The organism is Hyphomicrobium sp. CS1BSMeth3 (assembly GCF_900117415.1).
In the GTDB taxonomy this organism is placed as follows: domain Bacteria; phylum Pseudomonadota; class Alphaproteobacteria; order Rhizobiales; family Hyphomicrobiaceae.
The window spans coordinates 2,156,910-2,178,062 of the sequence record NZ_FPEI01000006.1; the positions used below are offsets into that span (position 1 = coordinate 2,156,910).

22 protein-coding genes are annotated in these 21,153 nt (G+C 61.3%); 13 read left to right on the forward strand and 9 right to left on the reverse strand.

Going from position 1 to position 21,153, the window contains the following annotated elements; translation table 11 throughout:
* Positions 1–7 precede the first annotated feature (7 nt).
* The 3 genes from CS1BSM3_RS25030 to CS1BSM3_RS25040 all read left to right on the forward strand — a co-directional run bounded on the left by CS1BSM3_RS25030 (position 8) and on the right by CS1BSM3_RS25040 (position 2,747).
* On the forward strand, positions 8–1,042 hold the full coding sequence (locus CS1BSM3_RS25030) for an ABC transporter substrate-binding protein (protein ID WP_174263782.1): 1,035 nt from the start codon (positions 8–10) through the stop codon (positions 1,040–1,042).
* A 68-nt stretch (positions 1,043–1,110) separates the two neighbouring features.
* Entirely contained in the window at positions 1,111–1,929 is an 819-nt protein-coding gene (locus CS1BSM3_RS25035; RefSeq protein WP_348532920.1) for an ABC transporter permease, read from the forward strand.
* A 95-nt stretch (positions 1,930–2,024) separates the two neighbouring features.
* Positions 2,025–2,747, forward strand: a complete 723-nt coding sequence (locus CS1BSM3_RS25040) for a haloacid dehalogenase type II (RefSeq protein WP_072392455.1) — start codon at positions 2,025–2,027, stop codon at positions 2,745–2,747.
* A gap of 211 nt (positions 2,748–2,958) precedes the next feature.
* Here the strand turns inward: CS1BSM3_RS25040 and CS1BSM3_RS25045 are convergent, their stop codons facing one another.
* The 7 genes from CS1BSM3_RS25045 to CS1BSM3_RS25075 all read right to left on the reverse strand — a co-directional run bounded on the left by CS1BSM3_RS25045 (position 2,959) and on the right by CS1BSM3_RS25075 (position 9,929).
* The gene (locus CS1BSM3_RS25045; protein WP_072392457.1) at positions 2,959–3,732 is read right to left on the reverse strand and encodes an amino acid ABC transporter ATP-binding protein; all 774 of its coding nucleotides are present in this window, start codon (positions 3,730–3,732) and stop codon (positions 2,959–2,961) included.
* Between the two features lie 24 nt (positions 3,733–3,756).
* Positions 3,757–4,407, reverse strand: a complete 651-nt coding sequence (locus tag CS1BSM3_RS25050; RefSeq protein WP_083528889.1) for an amino acid ABC transporter permease — start codon at positions 4,405–4,407, stop codon at positions 3,757–3,759.
* Positions 4,404–5,072: an amino acid ABC transporter permease gene (locus CS1BSM3_RS25055; RefSeq protein ID WP_072392459.1), complete on the reverse strand. Its 669-nt coding sequence runs from the start codon at positions 5,070–5,072 to the stop codon at positions 4,404–4,406. The genes CS1BSM3_RS25050 and CS1BSM3_RS25055 overlap by 4 nt, the downstream gene beginning before the upstream one ends.
* Before the next feature lie 24 nt (positions 5,073–5,096).
* The gene (locus tag CS1BSM3_RS25060) at positions 5,097–5,945 is read right to left on the reverse strand and encodes a transporter substrate-binding domain-containing protein (protein WP_072392461.1); all 849 of its coding nucleotides are present in this window, start codon (positions 5,943–5,945) and stop codon (positions 5,097–5,099) included.
* A 95-nt stretch (positions 5,946–6,040) separates the two neighbouring features.
* A complete protein-coding gene (locus CS1BSM3_RS25065) occupies positions 6,041–7,429 on the reverse strand; it encodes an aspartate aminotransferase family protein (protein ID WP_072392463.1) in 1,389 nt (462 codons plus the stop codon).
* A 27-nt stretch (positions 7,430–7,456) separates the two neighbouring features.
* On the reverse strand, positions 7,457–8,626 hold the full coding sequence (locus CS1BSM3_RS25070) for an aminotransferase class V-fold PLP-dependent enzyme (protein ID WP_143149347.1): 1,170 nt from the start codon (positions 8,624–8,626) through the stop codon (positions 7,457–7,459).
* A 1-nt stretch (position 8,627) separates the two neighbouring features.
* Positions 8,628–9,929: a serine hydroxymethyltransferase gene (locus CS1BSM3_RS25075; protein ID WP_174263783.1), complete on the reverse strand. Its 1,302-nt coding sequence runs from the start codon at positions 9,927–9,929 to the stop codon at positions 8,628–8,630.
* A 188-nt stretch (positions 9,930–10,117) separates the two neighbouring features.
* Here CS1BSM3_RS25075 and CS1BSM3_RS25080 point away from each other — a divergent pair, with 188 nt between their 5' ends.
* Positions 10,118–11,017, forward strand: coding sequence for a LysR family transcriptional regulator (locus CS1BSM3_RS25080; RefSeq protein WP_072392465.1), 900 nt, complete (start codon positions 10,118–10,120; stop codon positions 11,015–11,017).
* A 25-nt stretch (positions 11,018–11,042) separates the two neighbouring features.
* On the opposite strand, the gene CS1BSM3_RS25085 is transcribed toward CS1BSM3_RS25080, so the two are convergent.
* Positions 11,043–11,975 (reverse strand): 2-hydroxyacid dehydrogenase, encoded by a 933-nt coding sequence (locus CS1BSM3_RS25085; protein WP_072392468.1) that lies wholly within the window; start codon positions 11,973–11,975, stop codon positions 11,043–11,045.
* A 21-nt stretch (positions 11,976–11,996) separates the two neighbouring features.
* A complete protein-coding gene (gene alr / locus CS1BSM3_RS25090; protein WP_072392471.1) occupies positions 11,997–13,127 on the reverse strand; it encodes an alanine racemase in 1,131 nt (376 codons plus the stop codon).
* A gap of 346 nt (positions 13,128–13,473) precedes the next feature.
* Between alr and CS1BSM3_RS25095 the strand changes: the two genes are divergently transcribed.
* The 9 genes from CS1BSM3_RS25095 (at position 13,474) to CS1BSM3_RS25135 (ending at position 21,041) form a co-directional block, all read left to right on the forward strand.
* Positions 13,474–14,085, forward strand: coding sequence for a GntR family transcriptional regulator (locus CS1BSM3_RS25095; RefSeq protein WP_244540609.1), 612 nt, complete (start codon positions 13,474–13,476; stop codon positions 14,083–14,085).
* A 34-nt stretch (positions 14,086–14,119) separates the two neighbouring features.
* Positions 14,120–14,476: a 2-dehydropantoate 2-reductase N-terminal domain-containing protein gene (locus CS1BSM3_RS25100; protein ID WP_072392477.1), complete on the forward strand. Its 357-nt coding sequence runs from the start codon at positions 14,120–14,122 to the stop codon at positions 14,474–14,476.
* Complete coding sequence (locus CS1BSM3_RS25105; protein WP_174263784.1) at positions 14,427–15,194, forward strand: NAD/NADP octopine/nopaline dehydrogenase family protein; 768 nt, start codon at positions 14,427–14,429, stop codon at positions 15,192–15,194. Before CS1BSM3_RS25100 ends, CS1BSM3_RS25105 begins: the two co-directional genes overlap by 50 nt.
* Complete coding sequence (locus CS1BSM3_RS25110; RefSeq protein ID WP_072392483.1) at positions 15,191–15,931, forward strand: amino acid ABC transporter ATP-binding protein; 741 nt, start codon at positions 15,191–15,193, stop codon at positions 15,929–15,931. The genes CS1BSM3_RS25105 and CS1BSM3_RS25110 overlap by 4 nt, the downstream gene beginning before the upstream one ends.
* Positions 15,932–16,022: 91 nt before the next feature.
* Positions 16,023–16,856, forward strand: coding sequence for a transporter substrate-binding domain-containing protein (locus tag CS1BSM3_RS25115; RefSeq protein WP_174263785.1), 834 nt, complete (start codon positions 16,023–16,025; stop codon positions 16,854–16,856).
* A gap of 67 nt (positions 16,857–16,923) precedes the next feature.
* The gene (locus CS1BSM3_RS25120) at positions 16,924–17,652 is read left to right on the forward strand and encodes an amino acid ABC transporter permease (protein WP_083528892.1); all 729 of its coding nucleotides are present in this window, start codon (positions 16,924–16,926) and stop codon (positions 17,650–17,652) included.
* Positions 17,649–18,356 carry an amino acid ABC transporter permease gene (locus tag CS1BSM3_RS25125; RefSeq protein WP_072392492.1) on the forward strand — a complete coding sequence of 236 codons (708 nt, stop codon included), beginning with the start codon at positions 17,649–17,651 and terminating at the stop codon, positions 18,354–18,356. Before CS1BSM3_RS25120 ends, CS1BSM3_RS25125 begins: the two co-directional genes overlap by 4 nt.
* A gap of 24 nt (positions 18,357–18,380) precedes the next feature.
* Positions 18,381–19,721, forward strand: coding sequence for an aspartate aminotransferase family protein (locus CS1BSM3_RS25130; RefSeq protein ID WP_072392495.1), 1,341 nt, complete (start codon positions 18,381–18,383; stop codon positions 19,719–19,721).
* 27 nt (positions 19,722–19,748) lie between these two features.
* Positions 19,749–21,041 (forward strand): aminotransferase class I/II-fold pyridoxal phosphate-dependent enzyme, encoded by a 1,293-nt coding sequence (locus CS1BSM3_RS25135; protein WP_072392498.1) that lies wholly within the window; start codon positions 19,749–19,751, stop codon positions 21,039–21,041.
* Positions 21,042–21,153 lie beyond the last annotated feature (112 nt).

Consider the following 21,153-nt stretch of genomic DNA (forward strand, 5'->3'; position numbering starts at 1 on the left):
GAGTGGAATGAGCAGAGTTAGTCGACGCGATCTGTTGAAGTACTCAGCCGCCGCCGCTGCCATGCCGATGACGAGCATTCTTCCAGCGCTGGCCAACGACAAGCGCGTTGTTTTTGGCACATGGGGAGGAGACAGCGAGCGCATTCTGCGTGAAACGATGGCCGTGGTGGCGAAAGAGCGCTACGGCATCGAGGTCGTTTTTGACGTCGGGACGCCTTCGGCCCGCAAGACGAAGCTCATCGCGCAGGCCTCGAGACCCCGCAACACGATGGATATCCCGTGGCTCGTTGATAGCGACATGTATCAAATGAGCGCCCGGAAGATCGTCAAGAACATCGTCCCTGCCGATATTCCAAACTATGAGAACTTGATCGAGGACTTCAGGACCGACTACAGCGTACCGAACTGCTATGGCGCGCTGGTGCTTGTCTATAATAACTCCGTGACGCCGCCAGCCTCGATCAAGGATCTCTGGCGCAAGGAGTACGCGGGCCAGATCGGCGTCACTGACCTGTCCTATGACAAAATCATTCCCATGGCCTCTGTTGCATTCGGCGGCAGCACGAGCAACTACGCGCCGGGATATGAAGCTCTGCTGGAGCTCAAGAAGAATGGCGTGCGCGTGTACGCCTCGAACGAGGCCGTCGGCGCCGCGCTGAAGAGTGGCGAGGTTAAGATCGCTCTCATGTGGAAGGGGCGCGCCTATACCTGGCAGCAGCAGGGCGTGCCGATCTCATACGTCACCCCGTCGGAGGGAGCCTACCCCACGTTCTTCGTCATGGGCGTGACGAGCAATACCGGCGTTCCTGAGCTTGCGAACCAGGTGCTTGGCGCGGCGCTCGATCCTGAGGTGCAGGTCGCGGTCGCGCGCGTCATCGGACAGGTGCCGACGGTGAAGAACGCCAAGCTGCCGCCGGATCTCGAAGCCGGCATCGGTTTCAGCGAAGCCGATCGCGCCAAGTTCATCAAGGCCGATCACGCCTATGCAGCCGAGAAGGCGAGCGAGGCTAGAGAGTTCTGGAACCAGAAGTTCAAGGGTTGACGGAGAAGACGGTGGCAAACGCGCGAAATCCTTGGACCGCCGTTGCCTTGGTGGGACCAGCCTTGTTGGTGATACTGACTTGTCTGGTCCTGCCGCTCTTCACGCTGTTCCGCTACAGCCTCAACCGGTTCACGCCGAGCGAGCTGATGACCGAGGCGCTGACGGCGGAGAACTATATCAAGTTCTTCACTGAGCCATATTTTCTCGGCGTTCTCGGCACTACGCTGTTTCTTGCCACCGCAAGCACTGTGCTCGGTATCGTGCTCGGATTTCCGTTCGCATATTGGCTCGCCAGAACACATACGAGATGGAAGAGCCTGATCATCATCGCCGTTCTATTCCCGCTTCTGGTGGGCAATGTAGTGCGTGCGGCCGGCTGGACAATCTTCCTCGCGCGCGACGGGTTGCTCAATGCACTTCTTGTCGGGCTTGGGCTGACAACAGAGCCCATCCAGTTCATGTACACGTATGGAGCCGTCTTCATTGGTCTGCTCAGTGTCGTCCTGCCATTCGTCATACTGACGCTGCTCGGCGTCCTCGAGGGCATAGACTTCACCTTGTATGATGCGGCACGCAATCTCGGAGCACCTCCGCGCACGGCATTCCGCAGGGTCATTCTGCCACTGGCCATACCCGGAATATCCGCGGCCGCGGTTGTCATTTTCACCATCGGCATGAACTCCTACGCGACGGCAATCATCCTCGGTGGCGCCGAGTTCCAGATGATGGCGCCGGCTGTCTATCAGCAGTTCGCGCTGCTTTCGAACTGGCCCTTCGGCGCAGCACTAGCCTTCATTCTGGTGAGCGTGACCGCCATCGCCTCCATTGCCGCCAGCATTGTTCTGGCGCGGCAGAACAAGACATTGACGCAGCTAGCTGAGCGCTAGAGATCCGATGTGCATAGCGGGATCGCGATCGTCCACTACGTCCGAACGGTTGTTCGACGTCATGCGTCTCCGCACAAGCGAGAAGGAGGAGACCGATGCGTCTCACTGATTTCAAGGCCCTGACCTTCGACTGCTATGGCACGCTGATCGATTGGGAAAGCGGCATCATGGAAGGCCTGAAGCCTCTGCTCGAGAAAGTGACGCACCCACTGACACGCGATCAAGTGCTGCAAGCGCACGCGCGCCACGAGTCGACCCAGCAGCGGCACACACCGGCGAAGGTGTACCGCGATCTGCTTCCCATCGTTTACAAGCGCCTCGCCGAGGAGTGGGGTGTGGTGGTGAGCCACGAGGAGTGTGTCGCCTATGGGCTTTCCGTCCGGAATTGGTCCGCATTCCCGGACAGCCAGGAAGCACTGCGCTATCTCAAGAAGCACTACAAGTTGGTGATCCTGTCGAACGTCGACAACGAGACCTTCTCGTTCAGCAACAAGCGGCTTGGTGTCGATTTTGATGCAATCATTACGGCTGAGGACGTCGGCGCCTATAAGCCGAGCCCTCTGAACTTCGAATGTTTGACGGAGGTGATGGCAGGAATCGGCATCCAGAAGGCCGAAATCTTGCACACCGCCGAGAGCCTGTTTCACGATCACAAGCCTGCGAACGCCCATGGCTTGCACTCATGCTGGATCCATCGGCGACACGAGAAGGAGGGCTTCGGGGCGACCATGCATCCCGGAGATCTACCGAAGTACGATTTCTATTTCACGAGCATGGGCGCCATGGCCGCCGCCCACATGGAGCAGAGCAGGTCCTAGTCTAGGTTGCGACATGCCTAGCCTGCAAAAGCTCGGCCACATCGAGATCAAGACACTCTTCTCCCTTCACCTGGAAGACCCGACTGCTTGATACCGCCGAACGGCGCCACTTCGATCGACACCGATCCCCGTGTTGGCGGCTATCGCCAGCACTTCGCTGCGAGGCTCAGACCCGCACGCCTTCGCGAAGCGCTCCCAGTGCCGTCGACGTTCAGGTGTCCAGATAGTCACCCTGATACCGACGCAGAAATTGCTTGAAGCGATCGGACTTCGGGTTCGCGAGGATGTTCGCCGGCGGCCCTTCCTCGACGATGGCACCATGATCCATGAAGATGATGCGATCGCCGACATCGCGGGCAAAATGTATTTCATGCGTCACGATAATCATCGTCATGCCTTCTTGAGCGAGCTGACGCATCACGCGGAGCACCTCACCGACGAGCTCGGGATCTAGCGCGCTCGTCACCTCATCGAACAGCATGACCTTCGGCTGCATCGCCAGCGCACGCGCAATACCGACGCGCTGCTGCTGCCCACCTGATAGACGCGCCGGATACTGATCGGCCTTATCGAGCAGCCCGACTTTCTTCAGAAGATCGCGCGCCAGCGCCTCAGCCTCCCTTCGCGCTATCCCCTTGACCTTCAGAGGCCCCATCATGACGTTCTGAAGCACGGTCCGATGCGGGAACAGATTGAAGCTCTGGAAGACCATCCCGACCTGCTCGCGCAGCTTCGCATTCTCAGCTTCCTTGCGCCTGCGCCTCTTTCCACCTTCCGTGGTCGTATAGCCGATGGCCTCGCCGTCGATGCGAATCCCTCCGCCTTGAAATTCTTCGAGTAAATTGATGCAGCGGAGCATGGTCGATTTGCCGGAGCCGCTCGGCCCAAGGACAACAACGACCTCGCCTTTCTCGACGTCGAAGCTGATCCCCTTCAAGACCTCGAGCTCGGCATAGGACTTGCGAAGATCCCTTATCTCGATCATGGGCATCAGAAGTCCTTACCCTGCTTACTGGACGACGGCGGCACGTCGCTCCCAACGGCGCGCGAGGAGCGAGAGCGGGTAGCAGATGATGAAATAGATCGCCATGACGCCGAGAAAGATCTGAAACGATGCGAGCGTCCGCTCGACGACCTCTCGGGCAGCATATGTCAGCTCCCAGACGCCGACGACCGAGACATAGGAAGTCTGCTTGATCGCCGTCAGCGAATTGTTGAGCAGCGGCGGAATTGCGATGCGTGTCGCCTGCGGTAGTACAATCTCTTTCAGAATGCTGAAGCGGCGCATGCCGAGGCTGCGCGCGGCAGCGATCTGCCCCGAAGGCACAGACAGGATGGCGCTGCGCACGATCTCCGCGACGAAGGCACTCACATAGATGATCTGCGCGACGCCCACTGCGACGTACGCGGGCACACGATATCCGAGCGCCGGAAAGGCGTAGTATCCCAGCAGCATGATGACGAGGATGGGAATGCCGCGCAGTACGAAGATGTAGGCGGTGATGAGGCTCTGGCCGATCCGCCCAACTGACGTCGCGACGATGCCGATGACAAGGCCCAGGAGATTGCCCGCGATCAAAACTACTACCGACAGCTCGAGCGTCACCAGAGCGCCCTTGAGCAGGTAGGGGAGATTGTTGATAAGGACGTTCGGCATCATCCGATCCGCTCCAACACGCGACGCTCGATGATCCGCAAGACCGCGCCAAGTGCCCCTGTCAAGGCGAGGTAGATCAAGGCGATCGCGAGGAATATCTCCAATGTTACGGCCAATCTCTCGATCGAGACCTTCCCCACCATCGTCAGATCGACCACGCCGATAGCCGACACCAGCGATGTGTCCTTGACCAGGATGATGAGCTGATTGCCGATCGGACCGAGAATGCGAAGGCCCGCTTGCGGCAGGATGACATTGCGGAGCGCCGTGGCCCACGTCATGCCCATTGCGCGGGCTGCATCCCATTGGCGCTGACTGATGGACTCGATGCCGCCACGATAGATCTCGGCCAGAAACGCGGCGTGCTGCATGGCGATGCCGATCACGCCGCACATGAATTCCGAAGGGTACAATCCGAGTAGCGGCAGGCCGAAATAGATCAGGTAGATCTGCAGAAGGAGCGGCGTATTGCGCATGAACTCGATGTACGCGCCCGTCACCGCATGAATGATCGAGCCGCCCCACATTCGCAGCGGCGTGAGCAGCAAAGCACCAAGAAGCGCCAGCGGGATGGCCGCGAGCGCTACGCTGATTGTCACCGCGAAACCGGAAACAAGGCTCGGATAGAGCCTCGCCCAGATCGCGAGCAGGTTCACGAGAAAATCCATCGAGCTTGAACGCGGCTGGCTACGTCACGCTCGCGCACGCTTCGGCTCGACACCGAACCACTTCTTATAGATGGCCTTATACTCGCTGAACCGACTACCGCCCAACATCTCCGCGACGATCGTGTCGAGGAACAGCCACCACTTGAAGTCCTCATGGCGGAGGAAGATGCCGTTGCCGGTCACATCCGTCAGCCATTCGTCGAGAATCCGGTACTCGGGATTGTCCTTCATGTAGTAGAGCGCGACCGGCGCATCGAGCTGACAGGCCGTGGCGCGGCCGAGCTTCACCGCATTGAACTGTGCGGAGATCGCGTCGAACGTCAGAAACTTGGCGTTCGGATAGAGCCGCTTGCCCCGCTCCTCCTGCACCGGCGCCGTGAGATGCGCCACCGTGTGCTCGGGCTTGTTGAGGTCGGCGATGGTCTTGACCGGGCTGTCCTTGCGAACGACGAGCACGATGCCGCTGTCGATGTAGGGCCGGGTGAAGGCAACCTGAAGCACGCGATCCGGATAGATCGTCGTTACCATGATGCCGAAGTCGATCGTGCCATTCTGCGTGTTTGGCCAGCGCGCGGCAAAGCCCTGCTTGAACAACTCGATCTTCGTTTCGTCACCGAAGATGCCCTTCGCGACGAGCTTTGCCACGTCGATGTCGAAACCGACGATTTCACCCTTCTCATCGATGAAGCCGAATGGCGGCGCCTCGCTTGTCACGCCGACAATCACCTTCCCGCGCGCCCTGACTTCGTCGAGCTTGGACTTCACTGCGGAACCTGTGACCTGAGCCGATGCCGTGGGTGCCTGCGCAAGCACAATGCCGGCGCTGGCGGCCGTTCCGACGCCAGCAGCTACGAATTCACGCCTGTTCTTCATGAACTCCACCTCCACACTAAAGGCATGCCAAGACCCCGCCTCCCTCCGTAGGCGTCGAGCTTCCCTCCCATGAACGTCTCAGACTTTTATTGTTCTTATTCAGCGGCCACTGGCCGATCCCCAATCGACAGGGAACTACTCTCTCTTATGTCGACTTCCTTCGGGAAGCCGTCCATGGCGCGCTTGATGGCAATGTCCATGCGGCCCACCACATCCTTGATCTCGGCCTCGGTGATGATCAGCGGCGGCGCAAACCGGAAGTAGTTCTTCACGCAGATCGCAGCGATGCCTTCGAGCGCGCAGTTATAGCGAATGCGCTCGGCCATCAGGGGATCCGGCGCTTTCGTCTTCTGATCCTTGACGATGTCGAGCATGCGATAGAGGCCCTTGCCGCGTACATCGCCGATGCACTCGTATTTGTCCTTGAGCTTGTTGAGCTCGGCCGCGGCGATCTCGCCGAGCCGCGCCGCGCGTCCCGCAAGGTCATCTCGGATGACGATGTCGAGCTGCTTTAGGGCAACGGCCGAGACCATTGGATCCCCGGGATAGGTGCCCGACCACGGCAGTCCTGCATGTCCCCGCGTGCGCTCCGCTATCTCGTGGGTCGTGATGGTGCCGCAGATGGCAAGGCCCGCCGACAGGCCCTTGCCCCAGGTGACGATATCCGGTGTCACGCCGTAGTGCTCCATGGCCCACATCTTGCCGGTGCGTGCGGGCGCGAGCTGGCACTCGTCGAGAATGAGCAGAGCGCCCCAGCGCTTGGCCATCGCGGCAATGCGCGGGAGCCACTCCGGCGGTGGGACGATCATGCCGCCGGGCACGGGAATTGTTTCAACGATGATGCCCGCGATCTCCTGGCTCGTCGTGAACTCGAGCATTTCCTCGCTGAACTTCTGGCAGGCGATATCGCAGCTCGGATACGTGAGATTGACCGGGCAGCGGTAGCAGTAGGGCGGCTGCAGCGCGTTGGACTTGGCGGCGGGCATGAGCGGGCCAAGACCCTTGCGTCGGTTGCCGCCGACCGTCGTCATGGCCTCGACCGCAAGACTGCCGCCGTGAAGGCCGCGGACCATGGAAACGATGTCGAACTTGCCCGTGTAGGCGAGCGCCATGCGCATGGCGATCTCGTTGGCTTCCGAGCCCGTGACCGCGAAGTTGACCACTTTGAGCTGGCCGGGCGCGTGCTCGGTCAGGCGTTCGGCGAACTCGACCGTCCAGGGATTCGTGTACCAGGAAGACTGGTGAATGAAGGTGCCCGCCATCTCCTTGATGACCTCGGTCAGCTCGGGATGGGAATGCCCGAGGACCATGCACATCATCCCCGAGCTCATGTCATAGTATTCGTTCCCATCCATATCGATGAGCTTTGTGCCCTTACCGCCCTTGAAGACAATGCGCGGGGTGTAGCGCCAGCCGAAGACGGACTTGGCATCGCGAGCTTGATAGTCGGCGTGCTGGTTCGAGAAGCGGAAGGATTTTTCCATGGCTGGCACCTTGCTGGCGTGAGATCCTCAGTTCGGGAGCGATGCGCTCCCCATTCCGATTGCCGCCTTCCCTCGCTTCAGAATTCCGGCGAAGCGGTCGATTTCCTCGGCAGTGTTGAACATCCCGAACGAGACGCGCACGCCGTCGCGCTCCGGCGAGACCCGTACCTTCTCGCTCGCGAGATAGGGAACCCAGGAGGCCGGCGTCAGCTTCAGCACAATGATGTGGCAGCGCTGATCGCGCGATCGCGGCCCCACGATGTCGATGCCGATCTCATCGAGATGCGCCAGCAGGCGATCACCCAGATCGAGCACATGCTGATTGATGCTCGCGCGCCCCACTCTCTCGATCAGATCCAAAGCCGCGTCGAGCGCATGGATGTCAGGAAGGTTGTAGTTGCCGATCTCGAAGCGGCGGGCGCCAGGCTTCAGCTCCATATTGTCGGCGCGTGCGACAAGATCGGATGGCGGATGAGCAAGGGAAGCAACGGCCAGATAGGCGGGCTTCAGATCGGCAAGCGCGCGGCTCACGCACAACACGCCCAATCCCTGCGGTACGAGAAGGCCTTTGTGGCAACCGAAGGCCACCATCGACGTCGGCATCGACGCCACGTCCAACGGCACGACACCGATGGACTGCATGGCATCGACGATCAGAGCGATGTTCCTCTCGGCGCACATCTGACCGATCCCGGCGATATCGAAGATCTGACCCGAATGAAACGTGACGTGCGAAAGCGAGAGCGCGCGCGTCCGCTCATCAATGTGCGGGACGAAGCTCTGCGCACCCATGGACGCTCCCATGGGGACAAACCGCACCTCGACACCCTTCGACGCGAGATTGAGGAAGGCATAAGCGTTGTTGGGATGATCCCCCTCGACGAGAAGGACGTTGTCTCCAGCCGTCAACGGCAGCGCATTGGCCGCGATGTTCAGACCTTCGGAAGTGTTCTTCGTGAAAGCGATCTCGGAAGGCTCGGCACCGATGAAGGCCGCAACGCGCGCGCGGACCTTTTCGACGCGCTCAAGCCATCTTGGTTTGGGGCCGGCCGTTTCCAGGCCTTCACTGTAGAAGCGCTCGAGCGCGGCCTTGACGCTGACCGAAAGCGGCGACTGATGGGCTGTGTCGAAGTACAACATCTGGCGCGTAACCGGAAATTCCCGCCGCACAGCCTCGATGTCGAAGTTCGCGCCCAATTCAGCTCTCCTGCGAGACGAAGGAAGGGACCGGATGAGCGAGCGCCATGGCCAAAAGGCGCTGCCGCATGGGCTCATCGAGCGGCGTATTGGGACCGCGCCCCAGAATTCGACCAATCGAGGCACCCAGCTCGCGAAACTCGCTTTGCGAGAAGCCACGGATGCTCATAGCGACGGTGCCAATGCGGAACCCGACACCGCGGCCGTCTCCAGCACGGGGAGGAAGGCCCATCGCGTTCGCCACGACGCCATACGCGCCGAATGTCGCGATGAGATCCTTCGGTATCCACGCCGTTGAGCGAGCGTCCGCGACGACCAGATGCGTGTCCGTGCCCCCGGTGTAGAGCGCGATGTCGGCTTCCTGCAGGCCCTCGCAAAGGCTCTGCGCGTTGGCGATAACCTGCGCCATGAGCGCTTTGAACTCGGGACGGCGCACCAGCTCCAACTGGACGGCACGCGCGGCAATGATATGCACGGGCGCGGGGCCCTGCATGCCAGGATAGATCGCCTGATCGATCGCACGTGCATATTCGCCGCGAGAGAAGACGAACGCGCCGTTGCGGGGGCCGCATAGGGTCTTCTGCGTCGAAGTGGTGGCAACATCCGAGAAGGGTACCGGGTTCGGATGAAGACCGGCTGCAATCAATCCAGCGACATGAGCAATATCTGCAAACAGCAACGCGCCGACCTCATCGGCAATCTGCCGCAAGCCTGCAAAGTCGATCCGCCTCGGATACGACGTCGCCCCCGCGACGATCATCTTAGGGCGCGAAGCTTTCGCTGCCTTTCGCACATCATCCAGATCGATCACGTCGCCAGCACCCACGCCGAATGTCGCGACTTCGAGGCCTATGCTGGACAGATGCCCAGGCGTGCCGTGGCTGATATGGCCGCCTGCCGTTTCGCCGAATGCCAGCAGTCGATCGCCGGGCTTCAGTACGGCGCGCAGCACGGCGACGTTCGCCAGCGTCGCCGAAAGCGCCTGAACGTTGACGGCCTCGCCACCGAAGATCGCTTGCGCGCGTTCGATCGCGATCCGCTCGATGGCATCGACGTCTTCGCAGTTGGCGACGCTCCGCCGCCCCACCCATCCGGAGGCATTCTTGTTGACGAGATGCGAGCCTTCCGCCTGACGCAGCGCCAGCGGGCTATACGAGGCCGAAGCAATAAGATTGATGGATCTTTGCTCGCGATCCGCATCGGCGCGGATGTGAGCAGCGACCGGATCGCGAAGCGCGGAGAGAGGGGCAGAGAAGAAGCTTGCGCCCGGGGCGCCGGCCCCATCGGAAATAGTCCCCGGCACTACAGCTCCCGCTCGCGACATCGAGGCCCGGCTCTGCCTGATCGGTGCAGGGCGCCTCGAATCCGAGGGTGTGCACCTTCCCGTTGATGAGAAGCGTACACTCCGCGTTCGTAAGGTCTACTTATTATAATTTGACATATACATTAGAAGGATTGCACGATTGAGCGATCGCATTTCGGGGATCGTTCATGGATTTCGTACGCCTCCGGACGCTTCGCGAGCTGTCTTTGCGCACGACGATGGCCGCCGTCGCCGACGCCCTGCATTTGTCGCCTTCGGCCGTCTCCCAGCAGATCGCTCAGCTCGAAGATGAACTGCAGGTCGAGCTGGTGGAGCGTCGCGGGCGCGGCGTCCTGCTGACGGCTGCGGGAAAACGGCTCGTTGCGCACGTCGAGCGCATCACGGCCGTGATCGAGGAAGCAAAGACGGAAATGGCCCAAATGCGGTCTGTCGTGGCCGGTGAGCTGCGAGTGGCCGCCTTTCCCTCGGTAGCGACGGTCAGCATCCCCAAGACGATCCAGCTTCTGGAGCGGCAGCACCCGCATCTGGTTGTCGTCTTCAGCGAACTCGAGCCGATCGACGGACTCGCCGCGCTCCGATCCTGGCAGGTAGACCTCGCTGTCATCGACGATCTGACGCTTCGAGGGGTGCTGCCGGTCGCGGGCATCGAAACGCAGAAGCTCGGCATTGACCAGCTCCTCGTCATGCTCCCCAAGACGCATCGCCTCGCGCGCAAGAAGTCCGTCTCTCTTGTGGATCTGAAGGACGAACGCTGGGCTTTGGATGCGCGCGGCACCTACTCGGATACGATCGTCGAAGCCTGCATGAAGGCCGGTTTCAGGCCCATGATCAACGGCAACTGCAATGGCTTTCCGGCGATCGCCGCAATGGTCGCTTCGGGCTGCTCGGTTTCAGTCATGCCGGGACTTAGGGTTTTGAGCAACCGCGGAGACTTCCGCGTAGCCAAACTCGATCCTCCGATCGTGCGAACGATCCAGGTGGCCTACCATGAAGGCGCGCAGCGCAGCCCGGCGATCTCGGCTTTCATCGAAACGATCAAGGCGAGCTCCCGCCACCTGGCCCAGTAAGCGCGGATGCAAACGGAGCGTAGGCTCAATAGCCGAGGCTTCGATCCACGGTGAGCGGCAGCGGTTCGCCTCTTCGTGCGAGTCGCAGCGCGTGCGCAATGCCTTCCACAGCACTTTCTGGCACGGTCATGCTGGCGATGTGAGGCGTAACCGTGATGTTCGGATGCGCCCAGAAGGCGTGCTCATGCGGCAGCGGCTCTTCAGTGAAGACATCGAGCGTCGCGTGCGCCAATGGCCCAGCATCCAGCGCTGCCAGTAAGTCCGTCTCGACGATATGCTTCCCTCGTCCGACATTGATCAGCGTCGCACCCGTCGGTAGCAACGCAAAGGCTGCGGCGTCGAGAATACCTTCCGTCTCAGCCGTCAGAGGCAGCAGGCAGACCAATATTTCAGTCTTCGCCAGCATGGCTCTCAGGCCGTCCGCGCCGTGATGACATTCGATCCCGTCGATATCTTTGAGCCGGCGAGACCAGCCGAGCACGCGAAAGCCGAGCGTGGTGAGGAGCCGAGCGGAAGCCTGCCCCAGCGCCCCGAGGCCCATGATACCGATCGCCCGCGCCTCCGGATCACACCGGACGGGCGTGAGCCATTTCCCGACCTTCTGTGCCGCCTCGAAAAGATGGAATTCGCGGTGATAGCGGAGCACGGCCGTAAGCACGTATTCCGCCATGCTACTTGTGAGTTTGGGATCGACGACGCGGACGATGGGAACCTCCGGCGGAATTCCATCGACGCTCCCGATCAGATGCTCTACGCCCGCACCTGTCGTGGCGATAAAGCGGAGATTGGGTAAGGAGGAGAGGTCGATCGGCAAGCGCGACGACGTCACGATAAGCTCGATGCCTGCAGGATCGCCGACGTCCGGCCAGACGCGCACGGCGCAATCCGGGATTGCGGCCTGCAGCGCAGCCTGCCAGCGTTCACGACGATCCGGCTTGCACTGAAGAAGAATATCCACTGTGCCCTGGCGCGAATTCGATCAGCCGACGTGCGTGCGCTGCAGGCGATTGCTCAGCATGAGCAGGATGTCGCTGCCGGTCGTTCCCTGCCACGCCGCGAGGTCCTTAAGCGTAATCTCCTCGCTGCCGCTGCGCCCCAGCACGACAACCTCATCGCCGACGCGCGCCTCCGGTATACCCGAGAGATCGATCACGGCATGCTCCGACGAGACGCCGAGCACCGGCGCCCTCTTCCCTGCGACGAGCATGTAGGCCTTGCGTCCCGGGAGCGGCGCCCGATTGCCATCCGCGCGCCCAAAGGGAAGTACGCCCGTCGCGCCGGTTACGCGCTCGGCGTAGCGGCTGGCGAACCCCGGCATCCGATCCGCGGCATCGGGCGCGACATGAATGAGCCGCGAGCGCACGGCCCTCGTCACAGGTCGAAAGGCTGAGGTGTCGACGACATCATCCGGGAGAGGCGATTTCCCATAGAGGATACCGCCGGGCGATACGGCATTGCAGGCATCCTTGATCCCCGCGAGGATGCCGGCACTCGAGCGCGCCTGCTGGATGGGAATTTCGAGGCCGGCGCGCTTGATATCGGCGATGAGCGCATCGAATGCCCCCGTCCTCTGCTGAGCGAAGGCCATGCCAGCCGCGTCGAAGAACGGCAGGTGCGTATAGATGCCTTCCACCAACACATTCGGCAGCCGCGCGACATCGAGCGCAAACTGCTTTGCCTTCTTGAGCGGGATGCCAAGCCGGCCCCAACCGCTGTCGATCTTGAGATAAACCTTCGTCGGCTTACGCGCTGCCGCCGATACGGCCTCCGCGAGCTCCATATTGTGCACGGTCGGGACGAGGTTATGCGCGACATAGGTCGCCATTCCTGACGGCAGCGCGCCGCCGAACATCATGATCTCGGTATCGATGCCGGCCTTGCGGATCGTCATGGCATCCGTGAAGGAGCCAGTTGTCAGAGAGTGGACGCCACCGTCGGCCAGTCGACTGGCGATCTCCGACAAACCAAGCCCGTAGGCATTGCCTTTCACGGACGCGATAATCTTCGTTCCCGGCGCCAGAAGGCCCTTAATTCGCGCCAGGTTAGCGTCCAGCGCTCCAAGATCGATCTCCATGATGTTCGGGCGTGTGTCCGAGGAGGCGTCGCTCATGAACTGATCCCCAATTGCGCACAACGACTGGATATTGGGCACGACGTGTGCATTGACGCAAAAGATATCAGCTCATATTGTCTAGGTACCAGACAAAATATGTCTATCAGGCATACGACAGAGACACAGCTTGCCACACCGCTTTCTGAACCCATTTCCGAAGTACCTGCAGATCAGGGAAATCCTGCGCAAACGTCTAGAGCGCAGCGAGGTGGGTGATCGACTCCCGACGGAGCATTCGCTCTGCGGGGAGTTCGGCGTCAGCAGAGAAACAGTGCGCGACGCTCTGCGAGGCCTTGAGGAAGACGGATATGTGAGCCGACGGCGCGGGCATGGAACTTCCGTCGTGAAAGTTCCGCGCCCCCGCACGGAGCATCGCCTGACGGGTCTGACGGAAGACTTCAGCGCACTCAAGCTCGACACGGAAGCCCGCGTCATCAAGCGGGAGGTGGAGCTGCCGCCGCCACTCGTCGCCGAGTTGATGGCGTCGTTGCCGGACGAAACCGTCTATGTCATCGAGCGCCTGCGGTTCTTTTCCCGCGATCACTTCGCGCATCATGCAGCGTATATGCCGATCGATGTCGGCGCCCAACTGGCGCGCCTCGATCTCTCGCACACCTCCATCATGCATGAGCTTCGCGAAACGCTAGCTTACGAGATCTGGGAAGATCAGCAGAGGATCGAGGCGACCGTCGCCGACAGCGACATGGCCAAACTTCTGCGCATTGATGTCGGCGCACCGCTCCTGTGCATCACGCGGCATTTCCTCGAAGGCAACAGCAACCGCACCATCGTCGTCTTCCGTTCGCACTATCGCGCAGACCGCTACTACTACACGGTCAAGACCTCGCAAGACATGCGCGAGGAGAAGTCGCGGACAGGAAAGCGGAGCGCGAAGAAAGCGACGCGTTCGCGCGCGCGTGCCAAGGGATCATCCAGAACGGGCGCAGCAAAATGACAACTCTTGATCGGCACGATAGCGGAGGCCGGCCATGAAGATTGGCATACTCGGTGCCGGAAATGTCGCTCTTGCGAATGCCGCGTGGCTCGCGAGTAAAGGCCATGACATTCATCTTTGGACGGCGCTGGATGGTGAGCGTCAAGCGCTTGCTGACGGCACGCTCTCGATAGAAGGCCTGATCAACGCCAAGGCGAAGATCAAGATCGCGTCGGACGTTTCCTCCGTCATTGCCGACGCCGAACTCGTGATGATTGCAGCACCCGCTTTTGCCCACGACACCCTTATGTCCGCGGCCTCGCCCGTATCTCACGAACGATCACGTCGTTATGGTGCATCCGGTGACGGGGCTCAGCTCGTTGCTGCTCTCGCGCATGACGGCCAAGCGTAACGTGGCGCCGCTGATCATCGATGCGTCCACGAGCCTCTTCACGGCGCGCAAGGCCGGACCGGCGACAGTCCGCATCTTAAAGATCAAGGATGTCATCGACATCGCCGCCATCCCGGCACGACGCGGTGCCGAGGCCATGATGCGCATGAGCGCGATCTACGGAGACCGCTTTCGGCTCGAGCCCAACGCGCTTGCCGTATCGCTCAACAATCACAATCCCGTTTATCACGTCCCCCCGCTGCTCTGTAATCTGAGCCGAGCCGAGCGGCAGGAGAGCTGGATGATCTGGGAGTGCATCACGCCCGGCGTCGCGAAGCTCGTGAAGCTCGCCGATGATGAGCGCCTCCTCGTCGTCCGGCACTACGGCACGACAGAGATCTCCGTCGCCGACTATTTCCGCCAGGCCCACGGCGCAGAAGGGGACGATCTGCCGGCCATATTCGCGTCCGTTGCGAAGAAGCTCAAGGGCCCCATCGGGCCGCAGGCCTTCGACCACCGTTTCATCACCGAGGACGTGCCCTACGCGCTCGTATTCTTCGACGCTCTGGCACAAGCGGCCGGCATCGAGATGCCGATCACGCGCAATCTGATCGAGCTGACGTCGGCGCTCTACGAGCGTGATTTCGTGGCCGAGGGCCACACACTCGAACGGCTTGGGCTTTCCGGCCTCAGCTCAAGCGGGATTATCGACAAGACGATGAATGGCTTTGCCGCATGAGCACACCGTTCGTCGAGTTCCGGAATGTCGTGAAGAGGTTTGGACAGCTCGAGGTACTCAGGGGTGTGAACTTGCAGATCGGGCGCGGAGAGGTCGTCGTGCTGTGCGGGCCAAGCGGGTCGGGCAAGAGCACGCTTCTTCGCTGCATCAATGGTCTGGAGAAGGTTCAATCGGGAGAGGTGGTCGTGGACGGTGTGGTGCTCGGCCGTTCTGCCTCCAAACTCGAACGCCTCAATCCGTCCGTCGGTATGGTGTTCCAGTCTTTCAATCTCTTTCCGCAGATGACGGTGCTGCAGAATCTCATCCTCGCTCCGACGCTTGTGCGAGGCGCATCGCGCGCAGCGGCCGTGGAGCTTGCCCAGAAACTTCTCACGCGCGTTGGCATCGAGCAGAAAATGGATGCCTTTCCCGACATGCTGTCCGGCGGTCAGCAGCAGCGTGCCGCCATCGCGCGAGCACTCTGTATGGAGCCAAAGGCCATGCTGTTCGATGAGCCGACGTCGGCTCTCGATCCGGAGATGATCGCCGAAGTGCTCGATGTCATGCGCGATCTCGCGCGCGAAGGCATGACGATGGTGGTGGTGACACACGAGATGGGCTTTGCCCGCGAGGTCGCGGACCGCGTCGTCTTCATGGATGAAGGCCAGATAGTAGAGGACAGTGACCCGGAGTCGTTCTTCTCCAATCCGAAGGAGGAGCGCGCGCGCAGGTTCATCAGCAAGATCCTCCGGCACTGACAGGATGGAGAGCTCAATCGAAGGCCCTTAGTCATTTCACTCGAGGCAAAAAGGGGAGTGGTCCATGAGATCGACGGTAGCAGCGTTATCAATGGCACTTGGCCTTGCCATGGTGGCAGGTATTTCGGCACCCGCATCCGCTCAGTGCAGTTGCACCAAGACAATGATCGACGAGGTCAAGGAGCGCGGCGTGCTCCGCGCCGGCGTCAAGAACGACGCGCCCTATCTCGGCTTTGTCGATGATAAGGGCGAGCTCGCGGGGTTTGAGATCGACATCGTCAAGGATCTGGCCCGCCGCCTCAACGTCAAAGTGGAGTTCGAGCCCGTCAAGGCCTCGAACCGAGTGCAGCTCCTTCAGCAGGGGCGCATCGACATTATCGTCGCCACGGTGAGCCACTATCGCAACCGCGATCGCGTCGTCGATTTCACACTGCCCTATCTCTACACGCCACAAACGCTGCTCGTGAAGAAGGCGAGCGGCATCAAAAGCATGGCGGATATGGCCGGCAAACGCTTCGGTCTCGATGCCGGTTCGGGTGCGGTGAAGAATGTGCCGCGTGCCCAGCCCAAGGCGATCGTCCAGACCTTCCAAAACTGGCCTGAGGCCTTCTTCGCGCTCGAGCGCGGCACCGTCGATGCCGTGGCCACCGACAACCTTCTTCTCGCTGGTCTGCGCGCGGCCTCTCCCGATCCGAGCGTCTACGAGGTCGTCGGCAAGGAAGGCTTCTACGGCGGCGCCTACTATGCAGCCGTCGTGCGGGAGAACGACTCGAAGTCGCGCGACGCAATCAACTTCCTTCTGCAGGACCAGTGGAAGGACGGCACCTGGATGGCGATCTTCGACAAGTGGCTCGGCAAAGACTCCGCTCTGAAGATGACGCTCGCCGACTTCAACGACTTCAGCATTCCGGTTTGGGACGAATGATCGAACGATGATGATGCGGCGGCAGTTGTATTGCCGCCGCCCCTGACGCTGCATCCGGACGCGATCGATGAATACCGACTGGAGCATATTGTGGGGTGAAGCAGGCTGGTCGATCCTGACTGGCCTCAACTTCACGCTAAAGCTCGCAATCTGCTCGTTGATCCTTGCCGTCTCGATCGGCTTTGCCATGGGAACACTTCGCTGGATCGGCTGGCGATGGGCCGAGCCCATCTGCTGGTTCTTCGTCGAGTTCTCGCGAAATACGCCGCCCGTCGTCCAGATCCTGTTCTGGTACTTCTCGGCGTCATACATCCTGCCGCAGCCGCTGTTCATCGCCCTTCGCGACTTCGGGTACGAAATGGGCGCGGCCGTCATCGCCCTTTCGATCTATCACGGCGCCTTCTTCTCGGAAGTCGTACGCGCCGGGCTCAATGCCATTCCACGCGGACAGCTCGAAGCCGCGCGCGCACTTGGCCTCGGGCTTGGGCAGGCGCTCCGCCGCGTGCTCTATCCGCAGGCTCTGCGCATTCTCGTTCCACCGCTGGTGAATGAGGCGACATCACTCGTCAAGAACACCTCCCTTGCCATGGCGATCGGAGTCACCGAGCTCACGTATCAGTATCGCTCCATCGACAACTTCCTGTTCCGCGGTCTCGAAGCTCTTACGGCCGTGACCGTCATCTACTTCATCCTCTGCCTCCTCATGGCCGGCATCGGCAATCTCGTACAGGCACGACTGTCGCGCCACATCCATGCACGCTCGGCAACCGTTGCAGCCGGGAGTGGTCTCTCATGAGCAACTGGGAGCGCGTCTGGACCCTCGCGAACTGGCAGCGGCTGCTGTTCGGCGATCTTTTCACGCGCGGCCAACTTGGCGGCATCGCGCTGACACTTACAATCGGTCTTCTGGCGATCCTGGGATCGACGCTGATCGGAGCCATCGTCGGACTGATGCGCAACTCGCCGCGCCGCAGCCTGAACGTGCCGGCGATGATCTACGTGCAAGCCTTCCGCAATGTTCCGCTGCTGATTCTGGTCTTCTGGGCCTACTTCGTGCCCCCGGCGCTCGGCTTTCAGATTTCGAAGTTCATGAGTGTGCTCATCGCTCTGACGCTGTTCACCGGCGCGTATATTGCCGAGATCGTGCATGGAGGCATCAAGTCTGTCGCCCCCGCCAACATCGAGGCCGGTCGCGCTCTCGGCCTTGCAGGCTATCAGATCCACACCAAGATCGTCCTGCCGCAGGCCTTCTTCAACATGCTGCCTGCGCTCGCGGGGCGCTATGTGGTCTCCATCAAGAACACCTCGCTCGCCTTCCTGATCGGCCTCACGGATCTGACCGAGATCGGCAAGCAGATCGGCGCCCGTCTCATGACCGCGCCGCTCGAGGTCTATCTCACGCTCCTCATCATCTACTTCGTCGTCAATCGCGCGATATCGGCGCTTGTCCGTCTCCTCGAAGACCGCAAGCGCTTCAATCGTCTCTTCCTACGCATCTAACCCAACACGAAGAAGGATTCCGATATGGAACGCGCAAAGGCCAAGGAGATCGTCTCGACGTGGGCATTCCCGACAGTCAAGACAAGCTACATGGGCGGCCTCGAGGACCGGCCGATCCTCGCCAAATCAAAAGGTACGCTCGTCTACGACACCGACGGCAAGGAATATCTGGATTTTCAGTCCGGTCAGATGGGCGCGGCCCTAGGCCACCAGCATCCGCGCATGGTCAAGGTGATCACCGAGACGATGCAGTCGCTGCTCCATGCCAGCAATACAATGCTGAATACGGCGCGCCTGCGCCTGCATGAGACCCTCGGCAAGATCCTCCCAAAGCCGCTCAAGCGTTCCCTCTTCCTCGTCAGCGGCAGCGACTCGATCGAGGCCGCGATCGATCTCGGCCGGAAGGCCACCGGCGGTTTGGACATCATCGGCTTCCACTCGGGTTTGCACGGGTCGACATCGTATCTCACGCGCTCCCTTTCGTTCGCCTGGAGCCGACGCAAGCACACGGTCGTCGCCCCCGCGACATCGTCGATCATGACGCCCAATTGCTACCGCTGCCCCCTCGCCCAGAAGCATCCGACATGCGGCTTCGCCTGCCTCAAGATGAGCATGGAGCTGGCGGACGCGAACTTCACGAGCCAGCCGGCGGGTTTCATCGGTGAGCCGATCCTCAGCGCCGGCGGTGTGATCGTCCCGCCACCCGGCTACTTCAGCGCGCTGCGCAAGGAGCTCGACAAGCGCGGCATGCTCATGATCTTCGACGAGTCGCAGACCGGTCTCGGCAAAACGGGTCATCTGTTCGGCTTCCAGCTTCATCAGAACGTCACTCCGGACATCATCACGATCTCAAAGCACTTCGGCGGCGGCCTGCCGATCAGCGCCGTAATTACGTCTGATGAAATCGCGGAGAAGGCAGTCGCCAACGGCTACTTCGCCACGCGCTCGCACGCGACGGATCCGCTGCTTTGCGCGGCCGGTGAAGAGAGCGTCAAGATCGTGGTCGAGGAGGACATGGCAGGCAAGGCGCGCCGCATCGAGAGCCGTATCAAGGCCGCGCTCGCCGAGATGAGCAAGGAAATCGAGCTCATCGGCGACGTCCGCGGGCACGGCACGCTGCTCGGTGTCGAGCTCGTCACGGATCGCGAGAAGAAAACGCCGGCCGATGCCGCGACCAGCCAGGTGGCGAAGTACTGCCTCGACAATGGCCTCATCTTCCAGATCCGCGGCTATCAGGGCACGCAGAACATCATTCGCCTCGTGCCGCCCATGGCGTCGACGGATGCGGAGATCGACCGCGGTATGGCCATCCTGTTCGATGCGCTGAAGGCGGCGCAGAAGAGCCCGGCCGCAAAGCAGCAGTGATGTGAACACGACACCATAGGTGCAGCCATGAAGACAGTTGTACAGGACAGCGCTGCTGCCCGAACGGATCGGTTTGGTAACACGATCGACCCGACGGTCGGTTATGCCCGCGGGGCCGTCATCACAGACGAAGTGGCCGAGTCCCTGCGCCAGCAGCGTGCCTACACCATCGTGCGCGATCGCTACAAAAAGTACGGCGACGATGGCGTGTTCAATCTCACCGGCCTCATCCGCGCCTTCCCCTTCGAGGAGGGAGACGCGGATGCGATGCGCTCCTATGTGCACTTCATTGCGCGTTCGGAGGGCGAGCTGGAGCCGCTGGCAATCTCGCGCATGGGCGGCAAGGCAGAGAAGCACGACGGCTTTCTTGCCACCCGCATCACCGCAGCGACGCTTGCAACGATGCTCACGGTGCTGAAGCCGGGGGACCGCGTCGTGTCGCTCGTCGCGGCCGACCGTTCGCATCCCTCGGTGCGCCAGGGCGTTGTTGTCGCTCAAGGCACGTTCGAGGAATTCACGAGCATCGATGCCTTCGAGGCGGCGGTTGCAGCCGGCGCGGCGCCGCGGGCAATCGTCGTCACGACGATATCGCCGTCCAAGAACCACCTGCCGCGTTCGTTCGTCGAGCGCGCGGCAGCCGCGGCGCGCAAGCGCGGTGCCTTGGTTATCCTGGACGACGCGCACATGGCCGCGCGCATTTCACTGTATGACGAGCCGGGCGGGCTCGAGCTTGCCGACGCGGACATTGCCGTGTGGTCCATGGACAAGCATCTTGGTGGTCCGCGCTCTGGGTTCGTTGCCGGCAAGCGTGATCTTGTTCGCGCGGTGAAGGCGCGCGCACTGGCGCTTGGCGTCGAGGCTCAGCTCGGTCAGTACATCGCCGCCGCTCATGCGGTTGCAGCCTTCGATCCGGAACCTATCCGCGAAGCGGCACGCATGTCCGTCCAGATTCGGGATGCGTTGCAGGACGCAGCCGAAGGCAAGATCTATCTCGCCGGCGCCGGCATCGCCGTCAGTGGCGAGGACTTCCTTGAGCTGGCCTTGCGCAAGACCAATCATGACACGACCAGAGTCGTCCCGATCGAAGCAGTCGCATTCGCGTCGATGCGCATTCTGGAGGAGTTCGGAGGTGTCATGATCCCGGCGGTTGGCATGCCGGGCGCCGCCTGCACGTTCCGTGTCATGTGCTACCCGGATGGCGCGCGTTTTGGCCTGAAGCGCGTCGTCGAAGCATGGCATACCGGCATGAACGAGCTGGTGGCCGCGCTGGACGAGCCTGAACGGATCGGCGGCACTCTTCTCCAAGACTATGGAGTTTGATCCGGAACATCCAGTCATCGAGCTCCGAGCCTGGCGGTTGCCGTAGCTAATCAGCGCAGCAAGACAAAGTTCCACCTCAGGCGCTTTGCGCTGCTACGGCTCGGTCTTCGGC

Coding starts and splice junctions, on each gene's coding strand:
- CS1BSM3_RS25030 (WP_174263782.1), top strand. CDS start 8: ATGAGCAGAGTTAGTCGACGCGATCTGTTGAAGTACTCAGCCGCCGCC.
- CS1BSM3_RS25040 (WP_072392455.1), top strand. CDS start 2,025: ATGCGTCTCACTGATTTCAAGGCCCTGACCTTCGACTGCTATGGCACG.
- CS1BSM3_RS25045 (WP_072392457.1), bottom strand. CDS start 3,732: ATGATCGAGATAAGGGATCTTCGCAAGTCCTATGCCGAGCTCGAGGTC.
- CS1BSM3_RS25050 (WP_083528889.1), bottom strand. CDS start 4,407: ATGATGCCGAACGTCCTTATCAACAATCTCCCCTACCTGCTCAAGGGC.
- CS1BSM3_RS25055 (WP_072392459.1), bottom strand. CDS start 5,072: ATGGATTTTCTCGTGAACCTGCTCGCGATCTGGGCGAGGCTCTATCCG.
- CS1BSM3_RS25060 (WP_072392461.1), bottom strand. CDS start 5,945: ATGAAGAACAGGCGTGAATTCGTAGCTGCTGGCGTCGGAACGGCCGCC.
- CS1BSM3_RS25065 (WP_072392463.1), bottom strand. CDS start 7,429: ATGGAAAAATCCTTCCGCTTCTCGAACCAGCACGCCGACTATCAAGCT.
- CS1BSM3_RS25080 (WP_072392465.1), top strand. CDS start 10,118: ATGGATTTCGTACGCCTCCGGACGCTTCGCGAGCTGTCTTTGCGCACG.
- alr (WP_072392471.1), bottom strand. CDS start 13,127: ATGAGCGACGCCTCCTCGGACACACGCCCGAACATCATGGAGATCGAT.
- CS1BSM3_RS25100 (WP_072392477.1), top strand. CDS start 14,120: ATGAAGATTGGCATACTCGGTGCCGGAAATGTCGCTCTTGCGAATGCC.
- CS1BSM3_RS25110 (WP_072392483.1), top strand. CDS start 15,191: ATGAGCACACCGTTCGTCGAGTTCCGGAATGTCGTGAAGAGGTTTGGA.
- CS1BSM3_RS25115 (WP_174263785.1), top strand. CDS start 16,023: ATGGCACTTGGCCTTGCCATGGTGGCAGGTATTTCGGCACCCGCATCC.
- CS1BSM3_RS25120 (WP_083528892.1), top strand. CDS start 16,924: ATGAATACCGACTGGAGCATATTGTGGGGTGAAGCAGGCTGGTCGATC.
- CS1BSM3_RS25125 (WP_072392492.1), top strand. CDS start 17,649: ATGAGCAACTGGGAGCGCGTCTGGACCCTCGCGAACTGGCAGCGGCTG.
- CS1BSM3_RS25130 (WP_072392495.1), top strand. CDS start 18,381: ATGGAACGCGCAAAGGCCAAGGAGATCGTCTCGACGTGGGCATTCCCG.
- CS1BSM3_RS25135 (WP_072392498.1), top strand. CDS start 19,749: ATGAAGACAGTTGTACAGGACAGCGCTGCTGCCCGAACGGATCGGTTT.